Below are 22,412 nucleotides of genomic sequence, written 5' to 3' on the forward strand. Positions count from 1 at the left end.
TATTTCGACATCTTCTCTCGGACAACAAAATCTGCGTAAGATGCAATGGCTGCATACAATATATTGTGGAAGGGAGCCCTGGAAATCAGGCCAGTAAATCCCGCCGGGAGAAAAAAAGGGTAAAAAAGCAGGAATTTCTGGCCGGTTGGTCGAAGCAATAGCAAGATAAAAATGAAAAAATACTAAAATGGAGACTAAAAATGTTGAATTTATTGCAGCAACACCGCCGCTACACGCCCTTGGGACTGATTTTAGGTGGACTTATTTTCCTTTTTGTGATGTCCTCACTGGGAGTACAGATGCCAGCTTATTCAGTCTTTATTGACCAGCAGGAAAAGTTCCAAACCGATGACCCCGAGGCGGTTAATCTGGCGCTACAACGCATAATAGCTCAGGAAAGAAAACGATGCCAGCAGGACATAGACCTGGTTAACCAGGTGGAAATAGAAAAGGTTTTTGCCAAGCGGGAGAATATTATTCCGGCGGAAGAAGTGGAAAAAGAGCTTCGCAAAAACCTGCAATTTGAATCCCTGGCCACCTCCATTGTGGTAGATGGAAAGGCCGTAGCTTCAGTTAAAAATCGGGAACTGGCGGAAAAAATATTGAACAATTTAAAAAGAGAATATTCCTGGCTGGATGAGGGGGAAGAACTGCTGGAAGTTACCTTTGCGGAAAAGGTAGAATTGCGAGATACCAAAGTGCCTTCCCAGGAGATAATTGAACCCCCACAGGCTTATCAATTGATTAAGATTGGCACTAATAATCCGGAGAAATACCTGGTTAAAGAGGGGGATTCCCTCTGGCTGATAGCCCGGCGCAATGATATGTATGTGAATGATATTGTGGTGGCCAACAACCTGAATTCCGACAAGCTATCTCTGGGACAGGAATTACTGCTGGTTAAAAGCAAGCCCTATATAACGGTAATGACTCAGGTTAAAGGGGAAAGAGTGGAAGCCATTCCTTTCCAGACCAAGGTGGTAGTGGATACTTCAGCCGGTACTTCGGTGCGGGTCAAACAGGAGGGTAAAAACGGGGAAAAACAAGTGGTTTACCAGGCCACCAAGCTCAATGGCGTACTTCAAGAAAAAGATGTAAAAAACGAGAAGATTTTGCGGGAAGCAGTGGATAAGATAATCGTCAAAGGCAACCGGGTAGTGCAAGTCGCTTCCCGTTCCGGCTCAGGAAACCTGGAATGGCCCACTTATGGCCCTATTAACCAGTATTATAAAGGGAGAGGCCATACGGGATTAGATATAGGAGCCCGCAGTGGGACCAGTATAAGAGCCGCGGATGCCGGTTATGTCGCTTCGGCCTGCTATCAAGGCAATTATGGTAAGTTCATTGTTATCAATCACAATAATGGCCTGGTTACTCGTTACGCTCATTGTTCCAGTATAGCAGTATCTGAAGGACAGAGTGTTTCCCGGGGAGAAGTGATTGGCACAGTGGGTTCCACCGGCAGGAGTTCCGGTCCCCACCTGCATTTTGAAGTATTGTCCGGCGGGTCTTTTCAAAATCCGTTAAACTACTTGCCTTAAGAAAGGCATGTACCCTGACCGTAAGGGTCGGGGTTTTTATTTTTTAGAGGGGGTAATAGCTATGTATGATGTGGTGATAATTGGCAGCGGCCCCGCCGGTTTAACGGCAGCCATTTATACCAGCCGGGCCAAATTAAAAACCCTGGTATTGGAATCATCGGTCTTTGGCGGCAATGCAGCCTTGATTGATCATATTGATAATTATCCGGGATTTCCCTTTGGTGTAAGTGGGGCGGATTTAATGGAGAGCTTTCGGCTTCAGGCGGAAAGATTCGGGGCTGAACTCCGCATGGAGGAAGTTATAGGTTTAAAAAATGCGTCTGGAGCAATAAAAACGCTGGTAACAAATATGCAAGAGTACCAGGCCAAAAGCGTAATTATAGCTATGGGGGCGAAGCGTCGGGAACTGGAGGTAGACGGAGAGAAGGAATACCTGGGGCGCGGCGTTTCTTATTGTGCTACCTGCGATGGAGCTTTTTTTCAAGGGACTTCGGTAGCAGTAGTAGGGGGCGGTGACTCGGCAGTAAAAGAAGCACTCTATCTGGCCGGAATTGCGGACAAGGTTTACCTTATTCACCGTAGAGAAGGTTTTAGGGCCAACCAGACAGCCCTGGAGAAAATGATGAATCACGAGAAGATAGAACTCAGATTAAACCAGGTAGTAAAACGGGTAGAAGGTGATGCCCTGATGAAAAGCCTGCTGCTGAAGAATCTAAAAACCGGGGAAGAAGAAAGGCTGGAGGTAGAAGGGCTTTTCGTTAGCATAGGACTGGTAGCGGGAACTGATCTGCTTGGCGGCATGCTGGAGAGCAGGGAGGGGTACATAGTAACCGATGATAATATGATGAGCTCTATTCCCGGAATTTTTGCCGCAGGTGATGTGCGTGCCAAAAAGGAACGACAGGTGGCAACTGCCGTTGGGGAAGGAGCTTTGGCAGGAATAGCCGCAAGTGAATATTTGCAGGAATAGAACCCACTATTTGCTTGCCCCTCTGCCATCAAGCCCATAGTATAATGAGGCTCAGAGAGGAGAGGGGGAAATGTGGGGAATAAAGTCGCTTGATGCCGGCAAGGGTCTTATTTTGCTTCTCCTGCTGGTCTTGCTGCTTACGCTGCTGATAAACAAGCACGGCTACAGCATCATGCGCGTAATGGTAGGACAAGAAGTAAATTTAAAGACCGCCGGTTTTGAAAGGATGCAAAGCGAACATTTTGATATCAGATATATGGCCCAAGATAGTGCTTATATAGAAATGATTGTCCAGGTATCAGAAGAAGCCTATTCGGCTGTAGCGGAAAGATTTGGGCGGGAACCGGCCGGGAAAACCGTAGTGGTGGTTTATCCTGATACCGCCAGCCTGGCCGGCAGTATTGGCTGGAACCGGAATGAGAGTGCCATGGGAGTATACTGGGCAGGTTCCATCCGTATCCTGTCGCCGGGTGAGTGGATAAAAAGCGATGATCTGGAAAAGCAGTTCAAACAGGAAGGACCTATGGTACATGAGTTTACCCACCTGATGGTTGACGAAATCACCAGGGGGAACTACAATCGCTGGTGGACAGAAGGAATTGCCCAGTATTTAGAGAAGAAGATTACAGGCTTTGAGTTTGCCGATCCTTTTGCCCGGGGGAGAGAATTGGAGTATTATGAATTTATGACCCTGGAGCAAAAATTTGATGAACTTGATCAACAGATTGCTTATTGGGAATCTTTACAGGCAGTACAGTATATAGTTGATATATATGGGGAAGAAAAGTTGTTTACGGTATTGGAGGAGCAAGGAAAAGGAAGCAGGCTGAACACTGCTCTGGAAATATGCCTGGGAATAAGTTGCCAGGAATTTGAGCAAGGGTTTTACCAGTACTTGCAAAAGAAATAAGGCGAGAGGTGTAGTTCTTGAAAGACCGTTTAATTATCGAGGGAGGGCATCCCTTGAATGGCCGGGTACGGGTAAGTGGAGCTAAAAATGCCGGGCTGGTATTACTGGTAGCCAGTACCCTGGCCGATGGAGAAACCATACTGGATAACATGCCTCGGATAAGGGATGTTGAAGTGATGGTGCAGATTCTCAACGAGCTTGGGGTTAATGCTCGTTGGAATGAAGATGGAAGTTTATCCATCTGCCCGCCGCCAGCGGGCAGCATGAAGGTAAAAACCTCTTACGAATTGTCGAAAAAATTAAGAGCTTCCAACTTGCTGTTGGGTGCACTACTGGGTCGGGAAAGGGAAGCAGTTATCTCCTTGCCGGGAGGCTGCGATATCGGTTCGCGCCCTATGGATTTGCATATAAAAGGGATTCAAGCCCTGGGAGCAGAAGTGGATATAGAACACGGTTTTATTTATGCCCGCAGCAAAACGCCATCAGGAGCTCGAGTTTACCTGGATTTCCCCAGCGTAGGGGCCAGCGAAAACATAATGATGATGGCCTCCCGAACGCCAGGGCAGAGCGTGATCGAGAATGCGGCCAAAGAGCCGGAAATCGTGGATTTGGCAAACTTTCTCAATTCCATGGGGGCCCGGATTAGGGGAGCCGGAACTGATCTGATAAAAATTGAAGGAGTACCGGAACTCAAGGCTTGTCGTTATGCTATTATTCCCGACCGGATTGAAGCCGGGACTTATATGGTGGGGGCAGCTATTTCCGGGGGAGATGTGCAAGTGGAAAATGTAATCCCTACCCATCTTCATCCTATAGTGGCCAAGTTGCAGGAAACCGGAGCTATTGTAGAAGAAACCGATCAGGGCGTACGGGTAAGAGCAGGCAAGCAGGTTCTGCCGGTAGATATTAAAACCTTACCCTATCCTGGATTCCCTACCGACATGCAGTCCCAGATGATGGCTTTGCTGTCTCTGGCGGAGGGCTCCAGCGTCATAGTGGAAAATGTTTTCGAGAATCGCTTTCAAATTGTGGATGAATTAAAACGCATGGGAGCAAGCATTCAAGTTGAGGGACATACCGCCGTGGTAAGAGGGGTAAAGACCCTTTTTGGGGCTCGGGTCAAAGCTACCGACCTGCGGGCTGGAGCTGGCCTTATATTGGGAGCACTGGCTGCTCGGGGAGAAACCACTATTGAAGATGCCATTCATATTTTTCGCGGTTATGAGAACATTGAAAAAAAGCTCAGCCAACTGGGAGCTCGGGTAAAAACGAAATAGAAGGTGAATCAAAGTACCATTTCACGTTGTCACGCTGCCAAGAAGGGAGGAAAGAAATGCTTCAACATTTCATTCCTCCCTTATGTTTTGCCAAAAGCTTATTCCTGCACTACCACTGTTGGTGTAACCGCCGCTTTTTTCCCGGTGGTAAAGGAAATTACCACAGATTTGCCCAGTTTTTCTCCAGCCTTGGAGGCAAGATCAGCCAGTATTACTATAGTGTATTTGCTGTTGGGTGCCAGAGCGTTAACCGGTCTGACATAGATATTCCGGCGCTTGCTAAAATCCACGGTATCGGGAATCCTCCTTACCCTGATGGCAATTCTTTCACTTCCTTTAAACATTCTTATCTGTTTGCGATTATTATTCCAAACCAGGTCGTTCACTACATTCTTATCAAAAACCAGTTTAATTTCTTTGAGGCGGGTAGAAACATTACGCGCCCCATTGGCCGGCACTGAAGAAACAAAGTTTAATGGTTTTTGTCCAGGTACAGCCATTAATATTCCCCCTTTTGGTGAACATATTACCAATGCTGGTTTATACTATGGGAAATGACCAGAAAGTGTTCAGTAAAGAGCACAGGAAATATATGTTTATCCGATGACTAACTCGCTCTAAGACTCCCGCCTCTATAGGCAGGAGTAAGAGCGACTAAGTCCCTGGATAAGTGCGGCTAAGCTTCAGATGGAGTTAAAACTCCACCTGAAGCAAGTCTTACTTTATACAACCATTAGATGATATAGTGAAGACCAGGAGTGGCAATTTAGAGTGAAAAATAGAGTTGAATAGATTTATTAACCCAAAAAACAGTTGAAAGCAAGCTTTGAGGAGGAAATCTATTTGAAATACCGCATTATTTCCGTGGGAAAGATTCGTGAATCCTTTTATATGGAAGGAGTTAGAGAATATATGAAACGCCTGGGGCCTTACACCAGCATGGAGTTTATCGATGGCTTGGAAGAAAAGATAAGCCCCCGGGCCAGAGAAAAAGAGATTCAAGCCATCCTGCAAAAAGAGGCGGAAAAAATCAAGAGATGGCTCGATAAAGATGAAATCCTGGTGGTGCTGGACCTGGAAGGGCAAGTTCGCAGTTCGGAAGAAATAGCCCGGCAACTGGAGAAATGGAATGCTTCCGGGAAAAGCCGGGTCACTTTCCTGCTTGGTGCTGCCCACGGCCTGGCCAACGAAATAAAGCAACAGGCCCAGGAGAGCGTCTCTCTTTCCCGCCTGACCTTTCCCCACCAGATGGCGGTGCTAATCCTCGCAGAGCAAATCTACCGGGGCTTCAAGATTTTAAAGGGTGAACCGTATCATCGCTAGCACAAGGGGAAGGAACTCCAATGTAATAACAGTTTATTTTTGGTTCAATGCAAAAAAGTCACAAAAATATTATGAAAGTAAAATATTTGCCTTCAGTATAATATGCGGTCCTTTTGTCGAAGGTATTTATGTTAATATGGGAGTAATTCAGGAAGGAGGCAGAGAGTGATGATTATGACCACAACTCCGAGCATTGAAGGCCAAAGAATAATTGAATACCTGGGCCTGGTAACCGGAGAAGCTATCATGGGAGCCAATGTAGTTCGGGACATCTTTGCCAGTATCACCGATATTGTGGGAGGACGTTCCGGGGCCTATGAGAGTAAGCTGGGCGATGCGCGCCGCATTGCTATAGGGGAGATGCAGGAACAGGCGCGCCGTCTGGGAGCCAATGCGGTGGTTGGAATTGACATTGATTACGAGGTTATTCGCGATGGGATGTTGATGGTAGCCGCCAGTGGAACCGCGGTGAAGACGGCTTAACCTAAATGCCCATGGGGGCAATGCCATGGGTTCTAGGAAAAGGAATACTCATGAAAAGTACTGCCAGTTGAAGAGCATAGAGCATAGGATAAGAAATATTGACAATAGGGAATTCTCAGTATGGGGGAATGAGCTTGAGCCACAGAAAAGTGACCCAATCACTAATCTTCGCCGGTCTTGTGGCCCTGATTTACGGGCTCTGGCGCGGTGAAGCGGGACAGGTTTTCCTTAAAGGGGCCCGCATCTGCTTGGAGTGCATCGGCCTATAATATTAGCCTGCTGCCAGGCAATTAGTTGTTAAACCCTCCATACCCAGAGGACACAAGCATTGATTATCAACCCCCCATGACCGAGGGGTACAACTGATGAAAAGTGAGTTTTTAGGTATTTGAAATAGTATGATGTAGTAAAAAAACCTTAACCCCTTACTTCCTAACTCCTCACTTTTCTTATCAACATATTGGTGAATGCTACAAACCTAGCGTAAGAATGCAAGCGGGTATGAGCGGGGTTTGTTTAGCGGGGATGGGAAGGAGCGATGCTGATGATGGATACCCGCCGTCTGGTGCAATGGCTCTCCGCTATTATCTCCAATGCTTATTTCAAGGGATTTGCCAGCTTGAGCATATATCAGGGAGTGGGCAAAAGAGTCTGCGTACCGGTATTAAATTGCTATTCCTGTCCCGGTGCCCTGGGCTCCTGCCCGGTGGGTTCCATGCAATCCCTCCTGGGGGGGTACAAGCAGCAGTTCTCCTTTTATGTAGCGGGTTTATTGACCGTGGTTGGTGCAGCCAGCGGGCGCCTGGCCTGTGGCTGGCTTTGTCCTTTTGGCCTGGTTCAGGAGCTCCTGGCCCGGATTTCCCGGCGCAAACTGCATTTGCCAGCCTTGGCAAAGAAATTAAAATACCTGGTATTACTATTAACCATAGTGCTTCCGGTTCTGTGGGTCAATCAAGCCGGGCTGGGGAGTCCTTATTTCTGCAAGTTTCTCTGTCCGGCTGGAACATTGGAGGCTGGGCTTCCTCTGGGTTTGGGGCGGCTGGAATTGCGGGCTCTCCTGGGGAGTCTTTTCGCCTGGAAAGCGGCGGTTTTATTTTTGATTTTGTTTCTGTCTATTATATATTTTCGCCCCTTTTGCCGCAGCCTTTGCCCGCTGGGGGCTTATTATGCTTTGTTTAACCGGGTTAGCTGGTGGCGCCTGGAAATTAACCCCGAAGACTGTATTGATTGCGGTTGCTGCAGCCAGGTCTGCCCGGTAGAGATAAATGTGCGGGAAGACCCGAACAGCCCGGAATGCATCCGTTGCCTGCGCTGCAGAGACAACTGCCCGGGCCGGGCTATAAGTTTTGGTCGCAGGGATGAAGCGTTGCTGGCAAGAATGGAGTGGCCGGAGAGATAAGCTGACCGGACGCTTATCCTATTCCTCAACACTTATTTTTATCAGAAGGCGAAAAAGATAAGCCGATGGTAAACTGGTACCGCTATTAATCCCCCAGAAATACAGATAAAAAGAAAATGCTTTATTTTTGGTGTCTGTTCGTTTATGAAAGGAAGCTTATTAACATGAGAAGAAAAGTTTTTACCCTCTTGACGCTTATCTTCATATTTTGTTTCTCGCTGCTATCTCTTGGCGGGTGCGGGAACTCAAGCCCGGGGCCGACCGGTGAGCAGCAGGAGGAACTGCCTAAGGATAAAGAGGGTAAGAGCCAGGAGGAGGCTCCGGTTTTTACCTTGTCTCAATTGGAGAGCGGGGAAGAGACGGATTTCCCGCTTGATTTCCGGGGGCAAAAGGTCCTGCTACTGTTCTTCTCTTTGGGATGACCCGGCTGTGTGGACGAAGTGCTGCAGTTGCAGCCATTAATCAAGGAGTGGAGCCAAAAAGACAACTTCCAGATGGTCTTGGTTAGTTCTGATGCAGCCGAGGATATGCAGGCTTTTCTGGAGGAGAACCCGCTGGAGACAGTTAGCGTGTTAATGGACCCAGGGGGTGAAGCGGGCAGAATCTACCGGGTCCAGTTCCTGCCTACCAGCTTTTTGCTTAACGAAGAGGGGCAAATCGAGCAGTCCTTGGTAGGCTGGGACAGTAAAAAGGGTCCAGCCAAGCTGGAAGAATGGTTGAATAAGTAAAATACCAGCCCTGGGGTGTTTTAGGGTTTATTGAGATGACCCAAAGGGGTTATAGCGATAGGTATTCTTTTTCCCTATCTTTCATAAATTAGTACCCTTTCTTCCATAACCCGTTTTTGAACCCTTTCTTTCAAGTCATCTTGAACGACAGATACTTTAATTTTAGAAATATTATTTAATTCTTTGGTAAGTTTGAATTCTTCATCAAAGCTAAGATAGGCCTGGCTCTCAAGTGGTAATATTTGTATATCAATATCGCTTTTGATAGTATGGTCACCTCTGGCATAAGAGCCAAATAAATAGGCTTTCGATATATTGTATTTTTCTAAAACCGGTCTAAATTGGGTCTTTATATCTTCAATAGTTGGCATTTGAAGTTCTAGCTGCTCAGCCAGGGTATTTAAATAATTATAAATATCCGGGTAGACTTCTTCCGGCAAAAGTCTAACCGCTTGGATTAATATATCCTCGCTTAATCCGGTTGACATAGCTGTTGTGCCTCCTTCCAAAATCTCTGTATATATTTTACATTATAGCATGCAATTATAGTAGGCCGGCAAGTATCGTTGGCAAAGAATATAACGAAAAGGGGCAAATCGAGCAGTCCTTGGTAGGCTGGGACAGCAAAAAGGGTTGGGCCAGGCTGGAAGAATGGTTGAAAAGTTGATTGGCAGGTGAGCAGGGGATATAATTGTTAAGAGCGCTGTGAAGAAACTGCTCCGCAGTTTCTTCCAATGCTTTAAGTTAATGAGAAATATAGGGCAAGCTGTTCCGGATATGGTAGAGCAGGAAGCCTTTTTGAGGGAGGATGGTGCAGATGGAAGATAAAAGCAATATCAAGGAAAATAAGGAGAAGACTCCGGCGGCGGAAAATATTGCCGCCCGGCCGGTTAATTTTATCCAAAATATCATCAGCGAAGACTTGAAGGCAGGCAAGAACGGGGGCCGGGTACATACGCGCTTTCCTCCCGAGCCCAACGGCTACCTCCATATCGGACATGCCAAGTCCATTTGCCTGAATTTCGGCCTGGCGGCGGCCAATGGGGGCATTACCAACCTGCGCTTTGATGATACCAACCCCAGCAAGGAAGAGCTGGAATATGTGGAATCAATTCAAGAAGATGTCCGCTGGCTGGGGTTTGATTGGGAGGACCGCCTTTTCTATGCTTCCGATTACTTTGAAGACCTTTACCAGTATGCAATCGGCCTGATAAAAGCCGGCAAGGCTTATGTCTGTGATTTGAGTGCCCAGGAAATCAGAGACTACCGGGGTACGCTGACGGAAGCGGGCAAAGAAAGCCCTTACCGCAATCGTTCGGTGGAAGAAAACCTGGAGCTTTTTGCCCGTATGCGGTCGGGGGAATTCGCTGATGGTTCCCGCGTGCTTCGCGCCCGTATAGACATGGCTTCGCCCAACTTGAATATGCGCGACCCGGTACTCTACCGAATTTTGCGCGCCACCCATCATCGCAGCGGGGACAATTGGTGCATCTATCCCATGTATGATTATGCCCATCCCCTCTCCGATGCTTTTGAAAATATAACCCATTCGGTCTGTACGCTGGAATTTGCCGACCACCGGCCTCTATATGACTGGGTCTTGGATGCGCTGCCCTTGGAAGCATACCCGCGGAAAGTCGAGGGACGTCCGCAGCAGATTGAATTTGCCCGTCTTAACTTGAGCTACACGGTTATGAGCAAGCGCAAGCTCCGGGAACTGGTGGAAGAGGGTTATATTGAGGGTTGGGACGACCCGCGCATGCCGACTATTTCCGGGCTGCGGCGGCGGGGCTACACGGCGGAATCCATACGCGACTTCTGCGAGCGCATCGGTGTGGCCAAAAGGAACAGCATGGTGGATATTGCTCTTCTGGAACATTGCATCCGGGAGGATTTAAATATCCGGGCACCCCGGATAATGGCTGTGCTCCGGCCTTTGCGGGTGATAATAGACAACTATCCCGCGGAACAGGTAGAATGGCTGGAAACAGAGAATAACCAGGAGAATCCGGCCATGGGCAGCCGGCAAATACCCTTTTCCCGGGAAATATATATCGAGCAGGAAGACTTTATGGAAGACCCGCCGAAGAAATTCTTCCGCCTGCGGCCAGGCGGGGAGATCCGGCTGAAAAGCGCCTACATTATTAAGTGTGAAGAAGTGATAAAGGACGAAAGAACTGGGGAAATAATCGAGCTGCACTGCAGTTATGACCCGGATTCCCGCAGCGGCGGCCCCAACAGCGGTCGCAAGGTCAAAGGGACTTCCCACTGGGTGTCTGCTGCTCATGCCGTAGCGGCTGAAGTCCGGCTTTACGAGCAGCTCTTTTTGCACGAAAATCCGGACGAAATGGAAGGGGATTATAAGGAGCAATTGAACCCTGATTCGCTGCTGCGATTATCCTCCTGTATGCTGGAGCCCAGTATCAGGGAGGCGGCTCCGGGAAGCCGCTTCCAGTTCCTGCGCCAGGGTTATTTCTATATTGATCCCGTTGATTCCAAGGAGGGGCGATTGTTTATAAACCGCATTGTCTCCCTGCGCGACTCCTGGGCCAAAGCGCAAAAAAAGATGTAGAGGCGGGTACAGTAAGTCAGGGGACGCTTCTTCGACAAAAAATAAAGAGCTCAGCAAAACCCTGGATAGGGTGGAGCTGAGCTTAATATCTCAGATAACAAACCACTGTTTATGGTTTTTATGATAGATTGAGCCTTAATTAAGCTGGCAGGATAAGGGACATAGTATATTACCGCTTGCAGCGGCATCCATCGGAGCAGTTCCCTGGTATTCAATATATTGTATTATTCAGGGTTGGGAACGATCAACGTGCCCTCGTGGATTAAAGCATCTATGAGTGCGTCAAATAGGTCATCTTCATTGGCGAAACTAAAATAGACATCTACCCACTTGGTCTGGTTGGGTGAGAACTTATCCCGTAAATCAAACGGAATTTCTACGCTCCAATTATCATCGACTTCAAGCTTCTGTAATACCGGAATTATTACTTTGTGGTTATCTGTTTTGCTCATAGCAACCTTCCTTTCATTCCTTTCAGTCCAAGCGACTCAATAATTTTGCCTATTATCAAAACGTCCGGATTATATAAAATTTAATTTTCACCCCCTTCTAGTCCCTTTCCGAATAAGATCAGCCTCAAGGTACAAGCAATATAACAAGGGCAGAATTATGTCAATATAGAACACTTGACGTTGACAGCAATCCGTAGATATAAAGTATCTTAACTTCTTGCAGATATTGATTCCGCTGCAAAAAGTAATAATTATGCATTCGCTTGCGTAAATATTCCGCTCCAGCGTCCTTAATAGCGACCGAAGGGAGCATCAGTTGTGCCCGACAGGGCGCTACGCATGGGCAACACCTACGGCTTATCTCGCGGCTCAAGGGGTACCGTGCTAATCTCCCGTCCATGGGAGGCAACCTTAATAGTGACACCCTCCAGGGCGGAACACCAGGCGTACCCGAAGGGTGAAGCGCTCTCGCGACCTCCTGTCGCTCGCCCCCTTTCGCCTGTTCGCCTTCGCCGGGTGTTGCATCCATGCTTCGCCAACGCTCGCTTTGTATATTTATGCAACCCTTATGCAACAAAAAGGGGTTTTTGCAGTAGAACCATAATTCAGATTATTACATACCTGCCTTCCTTTCTTTGGGGAGCTTTTGGTGTGTAGGCAGGATAGCCGAAAGTTACAGCTGCAATAAACTCACCATGTTCAGCTGCATATTTGCGGCGTAATTCTTCATCCATTCCCGCGCGCATGGGCGCAGTCATCCAGCAGGAACCGATGCCCATGTCATAAGCCGCTAAGAGCATATTCTGGACTGCGGCGCTTACGCCCTCAATGACACTTTTCTTGTCAGGATAATCTTGTTTTAACATAAAGGCGAGAATGCAACACTGTGCGCCCCCCAGGCTGTTTAGAAATACCTTTGTTTCGGCGATAGTCGCAGGGTGATTGGCAAAACGTTCATTTAGCACAGGTTCAAATTCATCATATACATCGCTCATGAAAGTACGGAATTCTTCAAGTTTTTCCGTACTCTTAATCACGACAAAGTACCATGGTTGAAGATCTATGGCCGAGGGAGCATATAAGCCGGCTGTAATTATGTCCTGAACATCCGAGTCGTTTAAGGATTGGTCTGTATACCTTCGCACACTTCTTCTACCGATAATGGCATCTTTTGTTTCCATAATCATCCTCCCCGAAATAGTTTGATACCGCAGCTGCAGATGTAACATAAACCAACTAACCCATATGCCAGCCTACATCCCAGCTATGGCTCTGAATGTACGTACGTTCACTCAAGAAAACAAACAACCCTTTTACCGTCTTGTTCAGAATTCTTCTGGCTTTTTTAATAATCCTTTAGCCAGTGTTTCATGGAAAGATACGACCATTTCAATCATCTCTTGTTTTGATATGGTCTTTAGAACGACCCACTTATACAAAAGGAATTTCTCCGTAGCCAGGATAGAATGAGCCAGGGGGGAAATCCAAACTTTATTAAAAACACCTTTCTGTATACCAAACTCGATATTATTTGAATAGAATTCAATTAATTTATCTTCAAATTGCTTTATACATTGATCAATAGGGTCACTTGCTCCTGCAACTCTGCTATATATTTCCGACAGGGCTTCGTTTTCGGCAAATAATTCCATGGTAATTCGCTTGGTCTCAACAAATCTTTTATAAAGGTCTTGTTCTTTTGTCCAGTATTCAGAGAATTGTTTAATAATTCGTTCGGCAAACTCTTCTAAAAGCGCCTTTAAGACATCTTCCTTGTCAATGAAGTAGTTATAAAATGTGCCTGTTCCGAAACCCGATCTGGCAATAATGTCGCGAATGGCCGTATTATAATAACCCTTCTCGACAAACAGATGCATTGCGCATTCCAGGAATATTTGGCGTTTTTCTTTGTCTTGCTTGAATTCAGGTAGTGGCACTTCCACCCCTCCTTTAGTGAGTGTACGTACGTTCACCAAAAGTATAACTCCATTCTCTTTAGTAGTCAAGAGAAAAAGTGCGGAAATGCAGTTGGCTTAAACAGGATAAGCTGTAGCTTGGGCAGAATGTGGGAGGATATCCCTACGCGGCTCCTGAGCCAAAGCGCAAAAAAAGCATAGAGGCGGGCACAGTTAGCCAGGAGACGCTTCTTCGACAAAAAAATAAAGAGCTCAGCAAAACCCTGGAGAGGGTGGAGCTGAGCTTAATATCTGGCAGATAACAAACCACTGTTTATGGTTTTTATGATAGATTGAGCTTTTCGAATTAATCTCTCCTCAGGGCTTCGATGGGGTCCATTTTGGAGGCTTTATTGGCCGGGTAAATGCCGAAGAACAGGCCGACCGCTACGGAAAACCCCACGGCCAGCAATACCGTCCATCCGGAAACCAGCGGCGGCCACTTGGCCAGCCGGGCTACCAGCAAAGCCCCGCCATATCCCAGAATTATGCCAATGAACCCCCCCAGGAGGCAGAGGACAATTGATTCAATGATAAATTGCACCAGGATGTCCTTGCGGCGGGCGCCCAGGGCCATTCTAATGCCTATTTCGCGGGTGCGCTCGGTTACTGATACCAGCATTATGTTCATTACCCCGATTCCCCCCACCAGCAAGGATATGCCTGCTATACAGCCGATAATAAGGGTCATAATCCCCGTTACTTTGTTAGCCGACTCCATCTCCTGTTCCAGACTGTAGGCATAGTAATGATTGGGGGCATGATGCCTTCTTTCCAGGATCTTCTTGCTCAGGTTCATGGCTGCTTCGACCTCTTCTTTGCTGCTGGCGCTGCCCTGCAATTCATGGATTACTTCCCAGCCGTTAAGCCGGCTTAAAAATGACCAGGGCAGATAGGCTATTTGCTGGGAATTAAAGCCCAGCATGGAACTGTCGCTTTTTATTACCCCCACTACTACTGCCGAATTGCTCATGAGCATTACCTTTTTACCCACCGGGTTGCCAGGCCCAAAAAGCTTTAAGGCGGTTCTTTCATCAAGCACAATAACCCTTCTGCCTACTGCCGCATCATCATCACGGATGAACCTGCCCCAGACGGTTTCCAGGTTTCTAACCTGGGCATAGTCGGCAGTGGTGCCTATCACCTGTACGGATTTATGGCCCTTGCTGCCCCTTAACTGCATCTGGCCATAGCTTGCCGGAGCCAGGTATTTCACCTGGGGGACATTTTCCTTGATAACTGTTATATCATTAATCTGCAGGTCGTCCAGGCGGAAGCTTTCACCATCCCGGTAATTTACCCAGATGCCGAACATATTGGTGCCGAATTTCTCCATTTCCTGCATCAACATGGCCCGGCCGCCCTGCCCGATGCCCACCACGGCAATTACCGCGGCAATGCCGATAACAATTCCCAGGGTGGTAAGAAAGGATCTTAGTTTATTGCTTTTTATACTCTCAATGGCGACCAGAATCAGTTCCCCGATATTCATGCCCTGCCCCCCTTTTCCCGGAGTGCCTGGATTTCGTTATGGGCATCAAGGGGCCGGGCTATTTCCTCATCGTTTATTATCAAGCCGTCAGCCATACGAAGTATGCGCCGGGAGTGCCGGGCAATGTTTAATTCGTGAGTAACCAGAACTATGGTGGTTCCCTGGCGGTTTAATTCTTGAAATATGCTCATTATCTCCAGGCCGGTCTGGCTATCCAGGGCTCCGGTAGGCTCGTCAGCCAGGATTATGGCCGGGTTGTTGATCAGAGCCCGGGCGATGGCCACCCGCTGGTTCTGCCCCCCGGACAATTCATTGGGAAAATGATGCAGCCGGTCTTCCAGGCCCAGTAGGGTCAAGACTTCCACCGCTCTCTTCCGGCGCTCTTCGTGCTTTGTGCCTGCATAAAGCATGGATAACTCTACATTTTTCAAGGCAGTCAAACGCGGCAGGAGATTAAAAGCTTGAAAAACAAAACCGATTTTGCGATTTCTTAAGCGGGCATAGTCATCATCATTCAGGTTGGATACATCCATGCCGTCCAGCAGGTAACTCCCCTCGCTGGGACGGTCCAGCAAGCCCAGGAGATTCATCATGGTGGATTTACCCGAACCCGAAGCTCCGGTGATGGCCACGAATTCGCCGGGGGCAATATCCAGGGTGATTCCCTTTAATGCCGGTACGGTAAAGGCGCCGGTGGAATAGGTTTTGCTGAGATTATTTATCTTAATCATTTATTGCTCCTGCCGGTTTGGCCGTAACCTTCTGCCCCGCTTTTATACTGGAAGGGGGATTAATTATTACCTTATCTCCCGCCTTGAGCCCGGATATTACAATATCTTTCAGCTCATTACCCATTTTGCTTTTAATCTTGCGCTCCCGGGCCACTTCATTTTCCACCAGATAAACGCTTTTCTTGCCATCACGCTCCATAATGGCTTCGACCGGTATAGATATAACCTGTTTTTCTTGGCGCAAGCTAATGGTAAGGTCAACAGTATAGCCGATCTTGAGTCCCTCAGTTTTACCATGCAACTGGATGGTAACAGGTACATTAACCGCTTCACCGCTGTTGTTTTTCTGGATAATGGCCGCTGCTCCCACCCGGGATACCTTGCCGTGAAATTCCCGCCCGGGTAAAGCCAGGCAGCTTATCCTGACCTCCTGTCCTATTTCCAGGCTGCCAGCATCGATTTCATTTACTGTTGCCGTAACTTCGAGCAGGTCTTCGCTGCCCAGTTCCATCACCGGAGTGCCTTCCAGTACCCGGTTGCCCTCCTTGGCGTTAACGGCGATAACCACTCCATCAAAAGCAGCCACGAAAGTGGCCAGATCCAGCCGTTCTTTAGCTTGCTCCACTTCCTGCTGCGCCAGTTCCACCTGCGCTTTTAAAGAGGCCTTCTCCCGGCTGGCAGCCTTCTGCTCCAGCTTGATTCTGGCTTCATTGTACAGGGCCTGGGCTTTAGCTTCTTCCGCCCGGGCCGACTCCTGCTCTTCAATATTTACGGCACCCGCTTTATATAATTGTTCTATGCGTTCCAGGTGATTTTTTGCTTTCTGGTATTGGGCTTCAGCCTCTTTTAAGTTTAGGTTATCGTTTATTGCCTCGGCTTTAGCCAGTTCAGCCTCTCTGGCGGCCAGGAGAGCCAGGGAGTTCTTGTACTTGCGGGCCAGTTCCAGGCTGTCTAAACGCCCTAAAACATCGCTCTTTTTAACCCGGTCTCCGGCTTTGACCTTGAGCTCCATCAAGGTGCTGTCGACCGGGGTAAAGAAGTCCTGCCGCCTAACAGCCTCCAAACGGCCATTGCTGACCACCGTCCTTTCGATATCCTCTAATTGTACGGTGGACATCTCTACTAGCAAGGGTTGTTCTCCCCTGGTAGCCAAAAATATCCCCAGGGCAATCAACAATACCAGCGTTATGCCTATAATCCATTTCTTTCGGGTCGAGATATTCTTGATTTTTGTTTTCCATTTAGAATCCGTTCCCTCTAACTCCAACTTCACAAGCTTAACCTCCATCTATGCTATTGTTCCGATTCTTTAGCCCATTCTTGGTTGCCTGGCGCCCAAATTAAATGGTTTTTCAAAGGATCAACGGGTCCACAAAGGGCTCTTTTACTTTGACAATTGGCAGCTTAATTATCCAAATAATGAAATATTGATGTCACTGCAAAAAGTAATAAATACGCATTAGTGCGCATAAATATACCGCTTAGCAACCTTAATAGCGACCGAAGGGAGTGTAGGGAACGACCCCCGTGTCGTTCCGAATCAGGCGCAACAACTAGCGACCGCAGGGTGTGTAGGGAACGACCCCCGTGTCGTTCCGAATCAGGCGCAACAACTAGCGACCGCAAGGCATTGTAGGGGCGGTCTTTGCCCGCCCGCTTTCACCTTCACCCGCGCTTTGTATATTCATGCAACCCTTATGCAACAAAAAGGGTTTTTTGCAGTGGAGTCATATTGTTACAGTGGATGATTATTTGTCACAAAATTCTGCCCCCAGTCACTTGTTCCTGGTAAAGAATAGTATATTCTACTAATACGATAAATTTTATGCAAACTTACAGGATATTTCTAATATTTCCGCACTTTCATGGATTTTGGTTCAGGGAAGCTGGTTAACGCTTATTTCATTCTCTTCATGCCTTTGATGGATAATCGTCATCTTGTAGCGTCCCTCCCCCAGTTGGGCTTGAGCTTGAATAGCTTCTTCACCTGGTCGGGACTCTTCTTGCCAATCCTTTTCTTTTTGAAGATCAACTTTAAGAGGCTTTCCCTCCGGGGAAGTCCAGCTTATGTTGCCTTTCAGCTGTTGATTGGGGGGTACAAGAGCGTAGAGCATTAGATTGGATTGCGGGGCCAGAGTAATGTTTAAATCCCCATCTCCCCGGATAAGCCAATCATTGCTGATATGTCCCGCAGTTATTTGCACGGGGGTATCACCATGCTCCACTTCCACCGCCAGTCCTTCCGGCAGGATCAAGGAATAAGCTGCACAATAACAGTTGTTGGCCGGGGAGAAACCCAGGTTCAGGTACAGGGTATGGCCATTTCTTCGAGTATTAAGCGGAGTTTTTTCTTGCAGCAGCTGCCGGGCCTGGGCTTCAGATTGGGCTCTTATCTCGGCTTCGGCATGGCATTGTATGGAATCTCCCGTACCGGTTCTGACTTTTAAATGCGGGCCGAAACCAGCTTCAACAACTACTTTCTGAATATCTTTATCCAAGGCGATTTCATGGTTAGCCGGTAAAATGTAACGTTTTGCATTGATATTCTCCTGGATGTAGTTGCTCAATCCTGCTTTACTGGCTACCTGCAGCCCCATACCGCCCATGACGATGAAAAAGATTATAAAAATGCTGAAGATATCATATTTGATTCTGCTTTCTTCACCCTTATTAAGATAGCTCTGCAACAATACCTCAACACCTAATATAATGAAAATTACCGGCCACCATTTCAAGATGCTGCTTACTACCGGAGTCGGCTGGAATTGGGCGTAAAGGAGGCCGATACCGGTGCAGAATAAGAGCAAACCCATGGAAAAGGTTCCTACCCGCCATTGTCTCATGACAATTCCTCCTTTGTTTCTTCATTAAGCTCAACGTTGGAAGTATTTTCGATTACTATCTCTTCATTAGTTTTATCTGGGAAAGCACTTTCGTCTGCTTTTTTTGCCTCAATTCGTATGGCGGGCATAGCATTTGCTCCCTCGCCGGGCTCTTCCGCTTTGCTGCCCAGCAATAGCTTGATTCCCCCGGCAATCAATATCAAGGCGATAAAGCTAGTTTCGATGTAACTGCGCAGACTTTCACTTAATAACTGCGCTAAAGCAGGGCTGGCAATGCGCTGTACAATAACCAGCAAGCCCAGGGCAATCAACCCCCAGCCCAGCCAGCCCGGATGGTTGGAAAACCAGTCGAAAAGGGTAGAGGATTCCAGCTGTACTTTTTCCTCGTCTTCCAGCAGGTGATAGATATCGAAAACGCTGTAAAACCAAATAACCGGTATAACAAAGCCTAAAATGTTTAGATTCAACCAGCTGGACAGGAGCAGTATAAAGAAAAATCCGGCCATCAATTGCGCTCCCTGTTTTATTAATCCCAGGTACATATGCCCGGCTCCCGGGATAGCTGAAAAGGCCAAAGCTATCAGCTTACGGTCGCTGATAAAAAGTAAACCCTTCTCTTCGCTATTAAATATCCGGGCTTCATCGCTGTCAGGGCCGGGTTCAACATTTCGTCCGGCCAGGTGCAGGGCTTCAGCCAGGGCTACAAACCAGAGCAAGGCTATAACAAAAAAGATGAGAGGACCAATCATACTGCTGCTGCGATAGCTAATGTTCTCCATTGTCAAAGCTCCCACACCAAGCCCCAGGAAAACGCTGAAAAAGACCAGGGCCCGTCTGCTCCAGCCCAAATAAAGATGGCTGAGGCCAGGAAGCGGCGATAGTATAAATACCAGGAACTTGCTTTTTTTCTTCACTATTTAACCTCCTTATGTTTTTCTATTTCCATATTGTTGAGCCATCCGTTGCTTATTTCCTGCAAGCGGGCCGGCCAGTTAAAAAGGATATCTTCATACTTACCGACAGTTTGTGCTGTAGGATTATAATGTAAATTCATTCTGCTCGTATCGCTCCATGTTTGAAATACTCCGCTACCGCTAAGCATGATAGTAATGGCCGCGGCAACTGCGTAGCAGGCTAACAGCCTCTTCCTTTGGGAGCGAACCGGGCGGCGCTCTTCCTTCCGGGTATTTGCTCTGAGCAAGTCACAGCTTCGTGCGGTAAAGTCAGGGGGGATAAGAGCCCTGGCTTCTTCTACTGCCTGATCGTCTATGCTATCCAGGAACAACTGCAAACAAGCATCACAATCCAGCAAATGTTTTTCCATTAAAACATCTTTTTCTTTGGCTGATCCTTTTCCATAAGTTCGCCATTCCTCCGGGCTGAAATGCTTCATTCCGCTCCCTCCTCCCATCGTTCACGCAAGAGCCTTCGCGCCCGGTAGAGGCGGGACTCTACGGTTTTCAAACTTATGCCTTCTTCCCGGGCAATCTCTTGGTAGGACTTGTTCTCAAAATAGTATTTGGATACTACCCGGCTGTAGGGGGGAGGCAGGCCCCGGCAAAGCTCCTTTACAGCTGATTCCCTTTCCTCTTGGAGCAGGATTTGCACGGGACTCATTTCCATTTCAGCGGGTGCTGCTCGCTTTTCCACATCACTTTCTACCACTGCCAGCTGTCGGGTTCGCTGGCGTTTCCAATCGATGGCCTTATTAGTGGTAACTCGCCCTATCCAGGCTTTGAGATGGTCAGGTTGGTGCTCGGGAAGAGAACGGTAAAGCTGCAAAAATACCTCCTGGGCAATATCCTGGGCCTCCTCCGGATCACTTACAATTCGGAGGATGATGGCAAAAACATAGGCTTTATATTGATTAATCAATTCTTCGAATGCTTGCGGATTCCGGGCCAGTAAACTTTCTATTCGCAGGTCATCTGGGCAAACCTTGACCACCCCCTTCCCATCCATTAATAATAACGATAAAAAAAGAAAAAACCCTGCAGTTAAAAAAAAATATTTTCAATGGAAGGGTGAACTACCATAAGGGGTTCGCGGAAGATAATGGGCATTGTTCATATATGGGAGTTAGCGTACAATGAATCTATAATATATATACTATAGATAAAAGAATTAAAAAAAGGGGAGAAAAAGATGGGAAAAGCCAAAATCTTTGTTCGTGAACGCAGAAAGGTGGAACAGGGCGAAAAGAAATCTCGTTTTAATGTGGTAGGTGTGGCGGGGACAGACCTTAAGATTTACTCCAATCATATCCGGAAAATAGAGGTTGAGCAGATTGCCCGGGAAATAGACGGTGAAGTAGTCTATCTTCAGGCCGGGAAAGATGAAGAGCTGGATGATGAAGAAGATTAAAGAGGGGGCAAAGAGAATATGCCTCTAATTAGAGAAAGAGACAGTAAAAGGCTGCATGTTAAAAGCAAGCTCATGGGCGAATCCCTGGTGGGCAAGGGCTTTTTGAAGAGCCTGGAGTACGGGGAACAATTTCGGGCTTTGCCCAATGTCAATGTGGTAAAAATGGGAGGACAGAGCATAACTGACCGGGGGGCCCGGGCGGTTTTGCCGCTGATCAAGGAAATAGTTGAAAATGCCCGTAAGCACAAGATGATTATTTCTACCGGCGGAGGTACCCGCTCGCGACATGTTTATGCCATTGCTATGGAACTGGGTATGCCTACGGGGATAATCTCCAAGCTGGGGCAGAGCGTATCCGAGCAAAACTCCTTGATGATTTCCACCCTTTTAAGCCCCTATGGGGGGATTAAAGTAGGTCATGACGACATCCCCAAGCTGGCAGCCTTTTTCATGCAAGGCTGTATTCCAGTAATTCACGGGATGCCTCCCTATGGCTACTGGGAGCATCTGCCCCGGGAAGGGCGTATCCCCCCCAACCGTACCGATGTGGGGGCCTATCTTTTAGCTGAGGTCATTGGGGCCAGACAGTGCATTTTTATTAAGGATGAAGAGGGACTGTTTAGCGACAACCCCAAGGTAAATAAGAAGGCCGAATTTATCCCTCGTATAGGAGCCCAGGAATTACTGAATAAAGATCTGGAGGATTTGGTTGTAGAAAGAGCGGTACTGGAGATGCTCGTTCGCTCCCAAAGCGTTAAAGAGATTCAGATAATCAATGGTTTAAAAGAGGGCAATCTTAGTCGGGCCTTAAACGGTGAGCATATCGGTACAATTATTTATAAAGACATCTAAGAAAATTTTCTTGTGAAAAGCAATTAAGAGCTCTGTCCTGACAGGGCTTTTTCTTTCTAATTATTCCCAGACAGAAGGAAGGGCCACTTTTTTGTGGAAATACTCAATATAGAAGGCTCCGGTTTAATAACTGGCAAAAGCCGGCAAGAAGGATAGCGGGCTTTTACCGAACATCAGTATAATCCTATGGTACAATTCCCCTATCTGCAACATTAAATAAAAACAAAGCTCCTAAATTAGGGTGGCAGGAAAAACCACCCATGAAAGTTATTTCAACACACCGCTGCAACGAGGCGGGTGATTAGAACCCGCCGCCTGTTTTTTTGTTAATAGGAACCCGACCGCTTAAAGAAGCACCCTGCGGGCACCACTGATGTTCGCTTCGCTCACTATTATGGATGCACCCTGCGGGCACCACTGATGTTCGCTTCGCTCACTATTATGGATGCACCCTGCGGGCACCACTGATGTTCGCTTCGCTCACTATTATGGATGCGGGGGACATATTTTGCCTTATTAT

General features: G+C 47.5%; 25 protein-coding genes. 13 read left to right on the forward strand and 12 right to left on the reverse strand.

What is annotated here, in order from left to right; translation table 11 throughout:
* The first annotated feature begins 200 nt into the window (after nt 1-200).
* The 4 genes from AWB54_RS02195 (at nt 201) to murA (ending at nt 4,698) form a co-directional block, all read left to right on the forward strand.
* Nucleotides 201-1,541, forward strand: coding sequence for a M23 family metallopeptidase (locus tag AWB54_RS02195; RefSeq protein WP_061213007.1), 1,341 nt, complete (start codon nt 201-203; stop codon nt 1,539-1,541).
* A 61-nt stretch (nt 1,542-1,602) separates the two neighbouring features.
* On the forward strand, nt 1,603-2,511 hold the full coding sequence (gene trxB / locus AWB54_RS02200) for a thioredoxin-disulfide reductase (protein WP_061213008.1): 909 nt from the start codon (nt 1,603-1,605) through the stop codon (nt 2,509-2,511).
* A gap of 70 nt (nt 2,512-2,581) precedes the next feature.
* On the forward strand, nt 2,582-3,421 hold the full coding sequence (locus AWB54_RS02205) for a peptidase MA family metallohydrolase (protein ID WP_061213009.1): 840 nt from the start codon (nt 2,582-2,584) through the stop codon (nt 3,419-3,421).
* 17 nt (nt 3,422-3,438) lie between these two features.
* Nucleotides 3,439-4,698: a UDP-N-acetylglucosamine 1-carboxyvinyltransferase gene (gene murA / locus AWB54_RS02210; protein WP_061213010.1), complete on the forward strand. Its 1,260-nt coding sequence runs from the start codon at nt 3,439-3,441 to the stop codon at nt 4,696-4,698.
* A 98-nt stretch (nt 4,699-4,796) separates the two neighbouring features.
* Here the strand turns inward: murA and AWB54_RS02215 are convergent, their stop codons facing one another.
* Nucleotides 4,797-5,198 carry an Ig-like domain-containing protein gene (locus AWB54_RS02215; RefSeq protein ID WP_061213011.1) on the reverse strand — a complete coding sequence of 134 codons (402 nt, stop codon included), beginning with the start codon at nt 5,196-5,198 and terminating at the stop codon, nt 4,797-4,799.
* A 343-nt stretch (nt 5,199-5,541) separates the two neighbouring features.
* Between AWB54_RS02215 and AWB54_RS02220 the strand changes: the two genes are divergently transcribed.
* From AWB54_RS02220 to AWB54_RS02240, 6 genes are all read left to right on the forward strand, one after another.
* A complete protein-coding gene (locus AWB54_RS02220) occupies nt 5,542-6,021 on the forward strand; it encodes a 23S rRNA (pseudouridine(1915)-N(3))-methyltransferase RlmH (protein WP_061213012.1) in 480 nt (159 codons plus the stop codon).
* Nucleotides 6,022-6,189: 168 nt separating this feature from the next.
* On the forward strand, nt 6,190-6,504 hold the full coding sequence (locus tag AWB54_RS02225) for a YbjQ family protein (protein ID WP_061213013.1): 315 nt from the start codon (nt 6,190-6,192) through the stop codon (nt 6,502-6,504).
* Nucleotides 6,505-6,638: 134 nt separating this feature from the next.
* On the forward strand, nt 6,639-6,773 hold the full coding sequence (locus AWB54_RS15585) for a CD1871A family CXXC motif-containing protein (RefSeq protein WP_235811062.1): 135 nt from the start codon (nt 6,639-6,641) through the stop codon (nt 6,771-6,773).
* Between the two features lie 275 nt (nt 6,774-7,048).
* Entirely contained in the window at nt 7,049-7,903 is an 855-nt protein-coding gene (locus AWB54_RS02230) for a 4Fe-4S binding protein (RefSeq protein WP_338116463.1), read from the forward strand.
* 164 nt (nt 7,904-8,067) lie between these two features.
* The gene (locus tag AWB54_RS02235) at nt 8,068-8,325 is read left to right on the forward strand and encodes a hypothetical protein (protein WP_061213014.1); all 258 of its coding nucleotides are present in this window, start codon (nt 8,068-8,070) and stop codon (nt 8,323-8,325) included.
* Nucleotides 8,326-8,334: 9 nt separating this feature from the next.
* Nucleotides 8,335-8,631, forward strand: coding sequence for a peroxiredoxin family protein (locus AWB54_RS02240; RefSeq protein WP_061213015.1), 297 nt, complete (start codon nt 8,335-8,337; stop codon nt 8,629-8,631).
* Nucleotides 8,632-8,705: 74 nt separating this feature from the next.
* Here the strand turns inward: AWB54_RS02240 and AWB54_RS02245 are convergent, their stop codons facing one another.
* The gene (locus AWB54_RS02245) at nt 8,706-9,119 is read right to left on the reverse strand and encodes a nucleotidyltransferase family protein (RefSeq protein ID WP_061213016.1); all 414 of its coding nucleotides are present in this window, start codon (nt 9,117-9,119) and stop codon (nt 8,706-8,708) included.
* A 329-nt stretch (nt 9,120-9,448) separates the two neighbouring features.
* On the opposite strand from AWB54_RS02245, the gene AWB54_RS02250 reads away from it, so the two are divergent.
* A complete protein-coding gene (locus tag AWB54_RS02250) occupies nt 9,449-11,203 on the forward strand; it encodes a glutamine--tRNA ligase/YqeY domain fusion protein (RefSeq protein ID WP_061213017.1) in 1,755 nt (584 codons plus the stop codon).
* 224 nt (nt 11,204-11,427) lie between these two features.
* On the opposite strand, the gene AWB54_RS02255 is transcribed toward AWB54_RS02250, so the two are convergent.
* From AWB54_RS02255 to AWB54_RS02300, 10 genes are all read right to left on the reverse strand, one after another.
* The gene (locus AWB54_RS02255; RefSeq protein WP_061213018.1) at nt 11,428-11,655 is read right to left on the reverse strand and encodes a hypothetical protein; all 228 of its coding nucleotides are present in this window, start codon (nt 11,653-11,655) and stop codon (nt 11,428-11,430) included.
* 605 nt (nt 11,656-12,260) lie between these two features.
* Nucleotides 12,261-12,836: a nitroreductase family protein gene (locus AWB54_RS02260; RefSeq protein ID WP_061213019.1), complete on the reverse strand. Its 576-nt coding sequence runs from the start codon at nt 12,834-12,836 to the stop codon at nt 12,261-12,263.
* A 144-nt stretch (nt 12,837-12,980) separates the two neighbouring features.
* Nucleotides 12,981-13,628, reverse strand: coding sequence for a TetR/AcrR family transcriptional regulator (locus AWB54_RS02265; RefSeq protein WP_235811063.1), 648 nt, complete (start codon nt 13,626-13,628; stop codon nt 12,981-12,983).
* Nucleotides 13,629-13,917: 289 nt separating this feature from the next.
* The gene (locus AWB54_RS02270) at nt 13,918-15,102 is read right to left on the reverse strand and encodes an ABC transporter permease (protein WP_061213021.1); all 1,185 of its coding nucleotides are present in this window, start codon (nt 15,100-15,102) and stop codon (nt 13,918-13,920) included.
* Nucleotides 15,099-15,833, reverse strand: coding sequence for an ABC transporter ATP-binding protein (locus AWB54_RS02275; RefSeq protein ID WP_061213022.1), 735 nt, complete (start codon nt 15,831-15,833; stop codon nt 15,099-15,101). The genes AWB54_RS02270 and AWB54_RS02275 overlap by 4 nt, the downstream gene beginning before the upstream one ends.
* A complete protein-coding gene (locus AWB54_RS02280) occupies nt 15,826-17,106 on the reverse strand; it encodes an efflux RND transporter periplasmic adaptor subunit (protein WP_235811064.1) in 1,281 nt (426 codons plus the stop codon). The genes AWB54_RS02275 and AWB54_RS02280 overlap by 8 nt, the downstream gene beginning before the upstream one ends.
* A 604-nt stretch (nt 17,107-17,710) precedes the next feature.
* Nucleotides 17,711-18,676 (reverse strand): DUF5668 domain-containing protein, encoded by a 966-nt coding sequence (locus tag AWB54_RS02285; RefSeq protein ID WP_061213024.1) that lies wholly within the window; start codon nt 18,674-18,676, stop codon nt 17,711-17,713.
* Entirely contained in the window at nt 18,673-19,590 is a 918-nt protein-coding gene (locus tag AWB54_RS02290; protein ID WP_061213025.1) for a hypothetical protein, read from the reverse strand. The genes AWB54_RS02285 and AWB54_RS02290 overlap by 4 nt, the downstream gene beginning before the upstream one ends.
* Nucleotides 19,590-20,069 carry a hypothetical protein gene (locus AWB54_RS02295; RefSeq protein ID WP_061213026.1) on the reverse strand — a complete coding sequence of 160 codons (480 nt, stop codon included), beginning with the start codon at nt 20,067-20,069 and terminating at the stop codon, nt 19,590-19,592. The genes AWB54_RS02290 and AWB54_RS02295 overlap by 1 nt, the downstream gene beginning before the upstream one ends.
* Nucleotides 20,066-20,623, reverse strand: a complete 558-nt coding sequence (locus AWB54_RS02300) for an RNA polymerase sigma factor (RefSeq protein ID WP_160328893.1) — start codon at nt 20,621-20,623, stop codon at nt 20,066-20,068. The genes AWB54_RS02295 and AWB54_RS02300 overlap by 4 nt, the downstream gene beginning before the upstream one ends.
* A 198-nt stretch (nt 20,624-20,821) precedes the next feature.
* Between AWB54_RS02300 and AWB54_RS02305 the strand changes: the two genes are divergently transcribed.
* Together AWB54_RS02305 and AWB54_RS02310 are read left to right on the forward strand one after the other, a co-directional pair.
* Nucleotides 20,822-21,040, forward strand: coding sequence for a hypothetical protein (locus AWB54_RS02305; RefSeq protein ID WP_061213028.1), 219 nt, complete (start codon nt 20,822-20,824; stop codon nt 21,038-21,040).
* Between the two features lie 18 nt (nt 21,041-21,058).
* Nucleotides 21,059-21,892 carry an amino acid kinase family protein gene (locus AWB54_RS02310; RefSeq protein ID WP_061213029.1) on the forward strand — a complete coding sequence of 278 codons (834 nt, stop codon included), beginning with the start codon at nt 21,059-21,061 and terminating at the stop codon, nt 21,890-21,892.
* The last annotated feature ends 520 nt before the right edge of the window (nt 21,893-22,412 follow it).

The sequence above is a fragment of the Syntrophomonas wolfei subsp. methylbutyratica genome (assembly GCF_001570625.1).
Classification (GTDB): Bacteria; Bacillota; Syntrophomonadia; order Syntrophomonadales; family Syntrophomonadaceae; genus Syntrophomonas; species Syntrophomonas methylbutyratica.

What these genes read in the sequence shown, in the direction of transcription:
- AWB54_RS02195 (WP_061213007.1), top strand. Translation starts at nt 201, where the DNA reads ATGTTGAATTTATTGCAGCAACACCGCCGCTACACGCCCTTGGGACTG.
- trxB (WP_061213008.1), top strand. Translation starts at nt 1,603, where the DNA reads ATGTATGATGTGGTGATAATTGGCAGCGGCCCCGCCGGTTTAACGGCA.
- AWB54_RS02205 (WP_061213009.1), top strand. Translation starts at nt 2,582, where the DNA reads ATGTGGGGAATAAAGTCGCTTGATGCCGGCAAGGGTCTTATTTTGCTT.
- AWB54_RS02215 (WP_061213011.1), bottom strand. Translation starts at nt 5,198, where the DNA reads ATGGCTGTACCTGGACAAAAACCATTAAACTTTGTTTCTTCAGTGCCG.
- AWB54_RS02225 (WP_061213013.1), top strand. Translation starts at nt 6,190, where the DNA reads ATGATTATGACCACAACTCCGAGCATTGAAGGCCAAAGAATAATTGAA.
- AWB54_RS02230 (WP_338116463.1), top strand. Translation starts at nt 7,049, where the DNA reads ATGATGGATACCCGCCGTCTGGTGCAATGGCTCTCCGCTATTATCTCC.
- AWB54_RS02235 (WP_061213014.1), top strand. Translation starts at nt 8,068, where the DNA reads ATGAGAAGAAAAGTTTTTACCCTCTTGACGCTTATCTTCATATTTTGT.
- AWB54_RS02245 (WP_061213016.1), bottom strand. Translation starts at nt 9,119, where the DNA reads ATGTCAACCGGATTAAGCGAGGATATATTAATCCAAGCGGTTAGACTT.
- AWB54_RS02250 (WP_061213017.1), top strand. Translation starts at nt 9,449, where the DNA reads ATGGAAGATAAAAGCAATATCAAGGAAAATAAGGAGAAGACTCCGGCG.
- AWB54_RS02255 (WP_061213018.1), bottom strand. Translation starts at nt 11,655, where the DNA reads ATGAGCAAAACAGATAACCACAAAGTAATAATTCCGGTATTACAGAAG.
- AWB54_RS02260 (WP_061213019.1), bottom strand. Translation starts at nt 12,836, where the DNA reads ATGGAAACAAAAGATGCCATTATCGGTAGAAGAAGTGTGCGAAGGTAT.
- AWB54_RS02270 (WP_061213021.1), bottom strand. Translation starts at nt 15,102, where the DNA reads ATGAATATCGGGGAACTGATTCTGGTCGCCATTGAGAGTATAAAAAGC.
- AWB54_RS02275 (WP_061213022.1), bottom strand. Translation starts at nt 15,833, where the DNA reads ATGATTAAGATAAATAATCTCAGCAAAACCTATTCCACCGGCGCCTTT.
- AWB54_RS02285 (WP_061213024.1), bottom strand. Translation starts at nt 18,676, where the DNA reads ATGAGACAATGGCGGGTAGGAACCTTTTCCATGGGTTTGCTCTTATTC.
- AWB54_RS02295 (WP_061213026.1), bottom strand. Translation starts at nt 20,069, where the DNA reads ATGAAGCATTTCAGCCCGGAGGAATGGCGAACTTATGGAAAAGGATCA.
- AWB54_RS02305 (WP_061213028.1), top strand. Translation starts at nt 20,822, where the DNA reads ATGGGAAAAGCCAAAATCTTTGTTCGTGAACGCAGAAAGGTGGAACAG.
- AWB54_RS02310 (WP_061213029.1), top strand. Translation starts at nt 21,059, where the DNA reads ATGCCTCTAATTAGAGAAAGAGACAGTAAAAGGCTGCATGTTAAAAGC.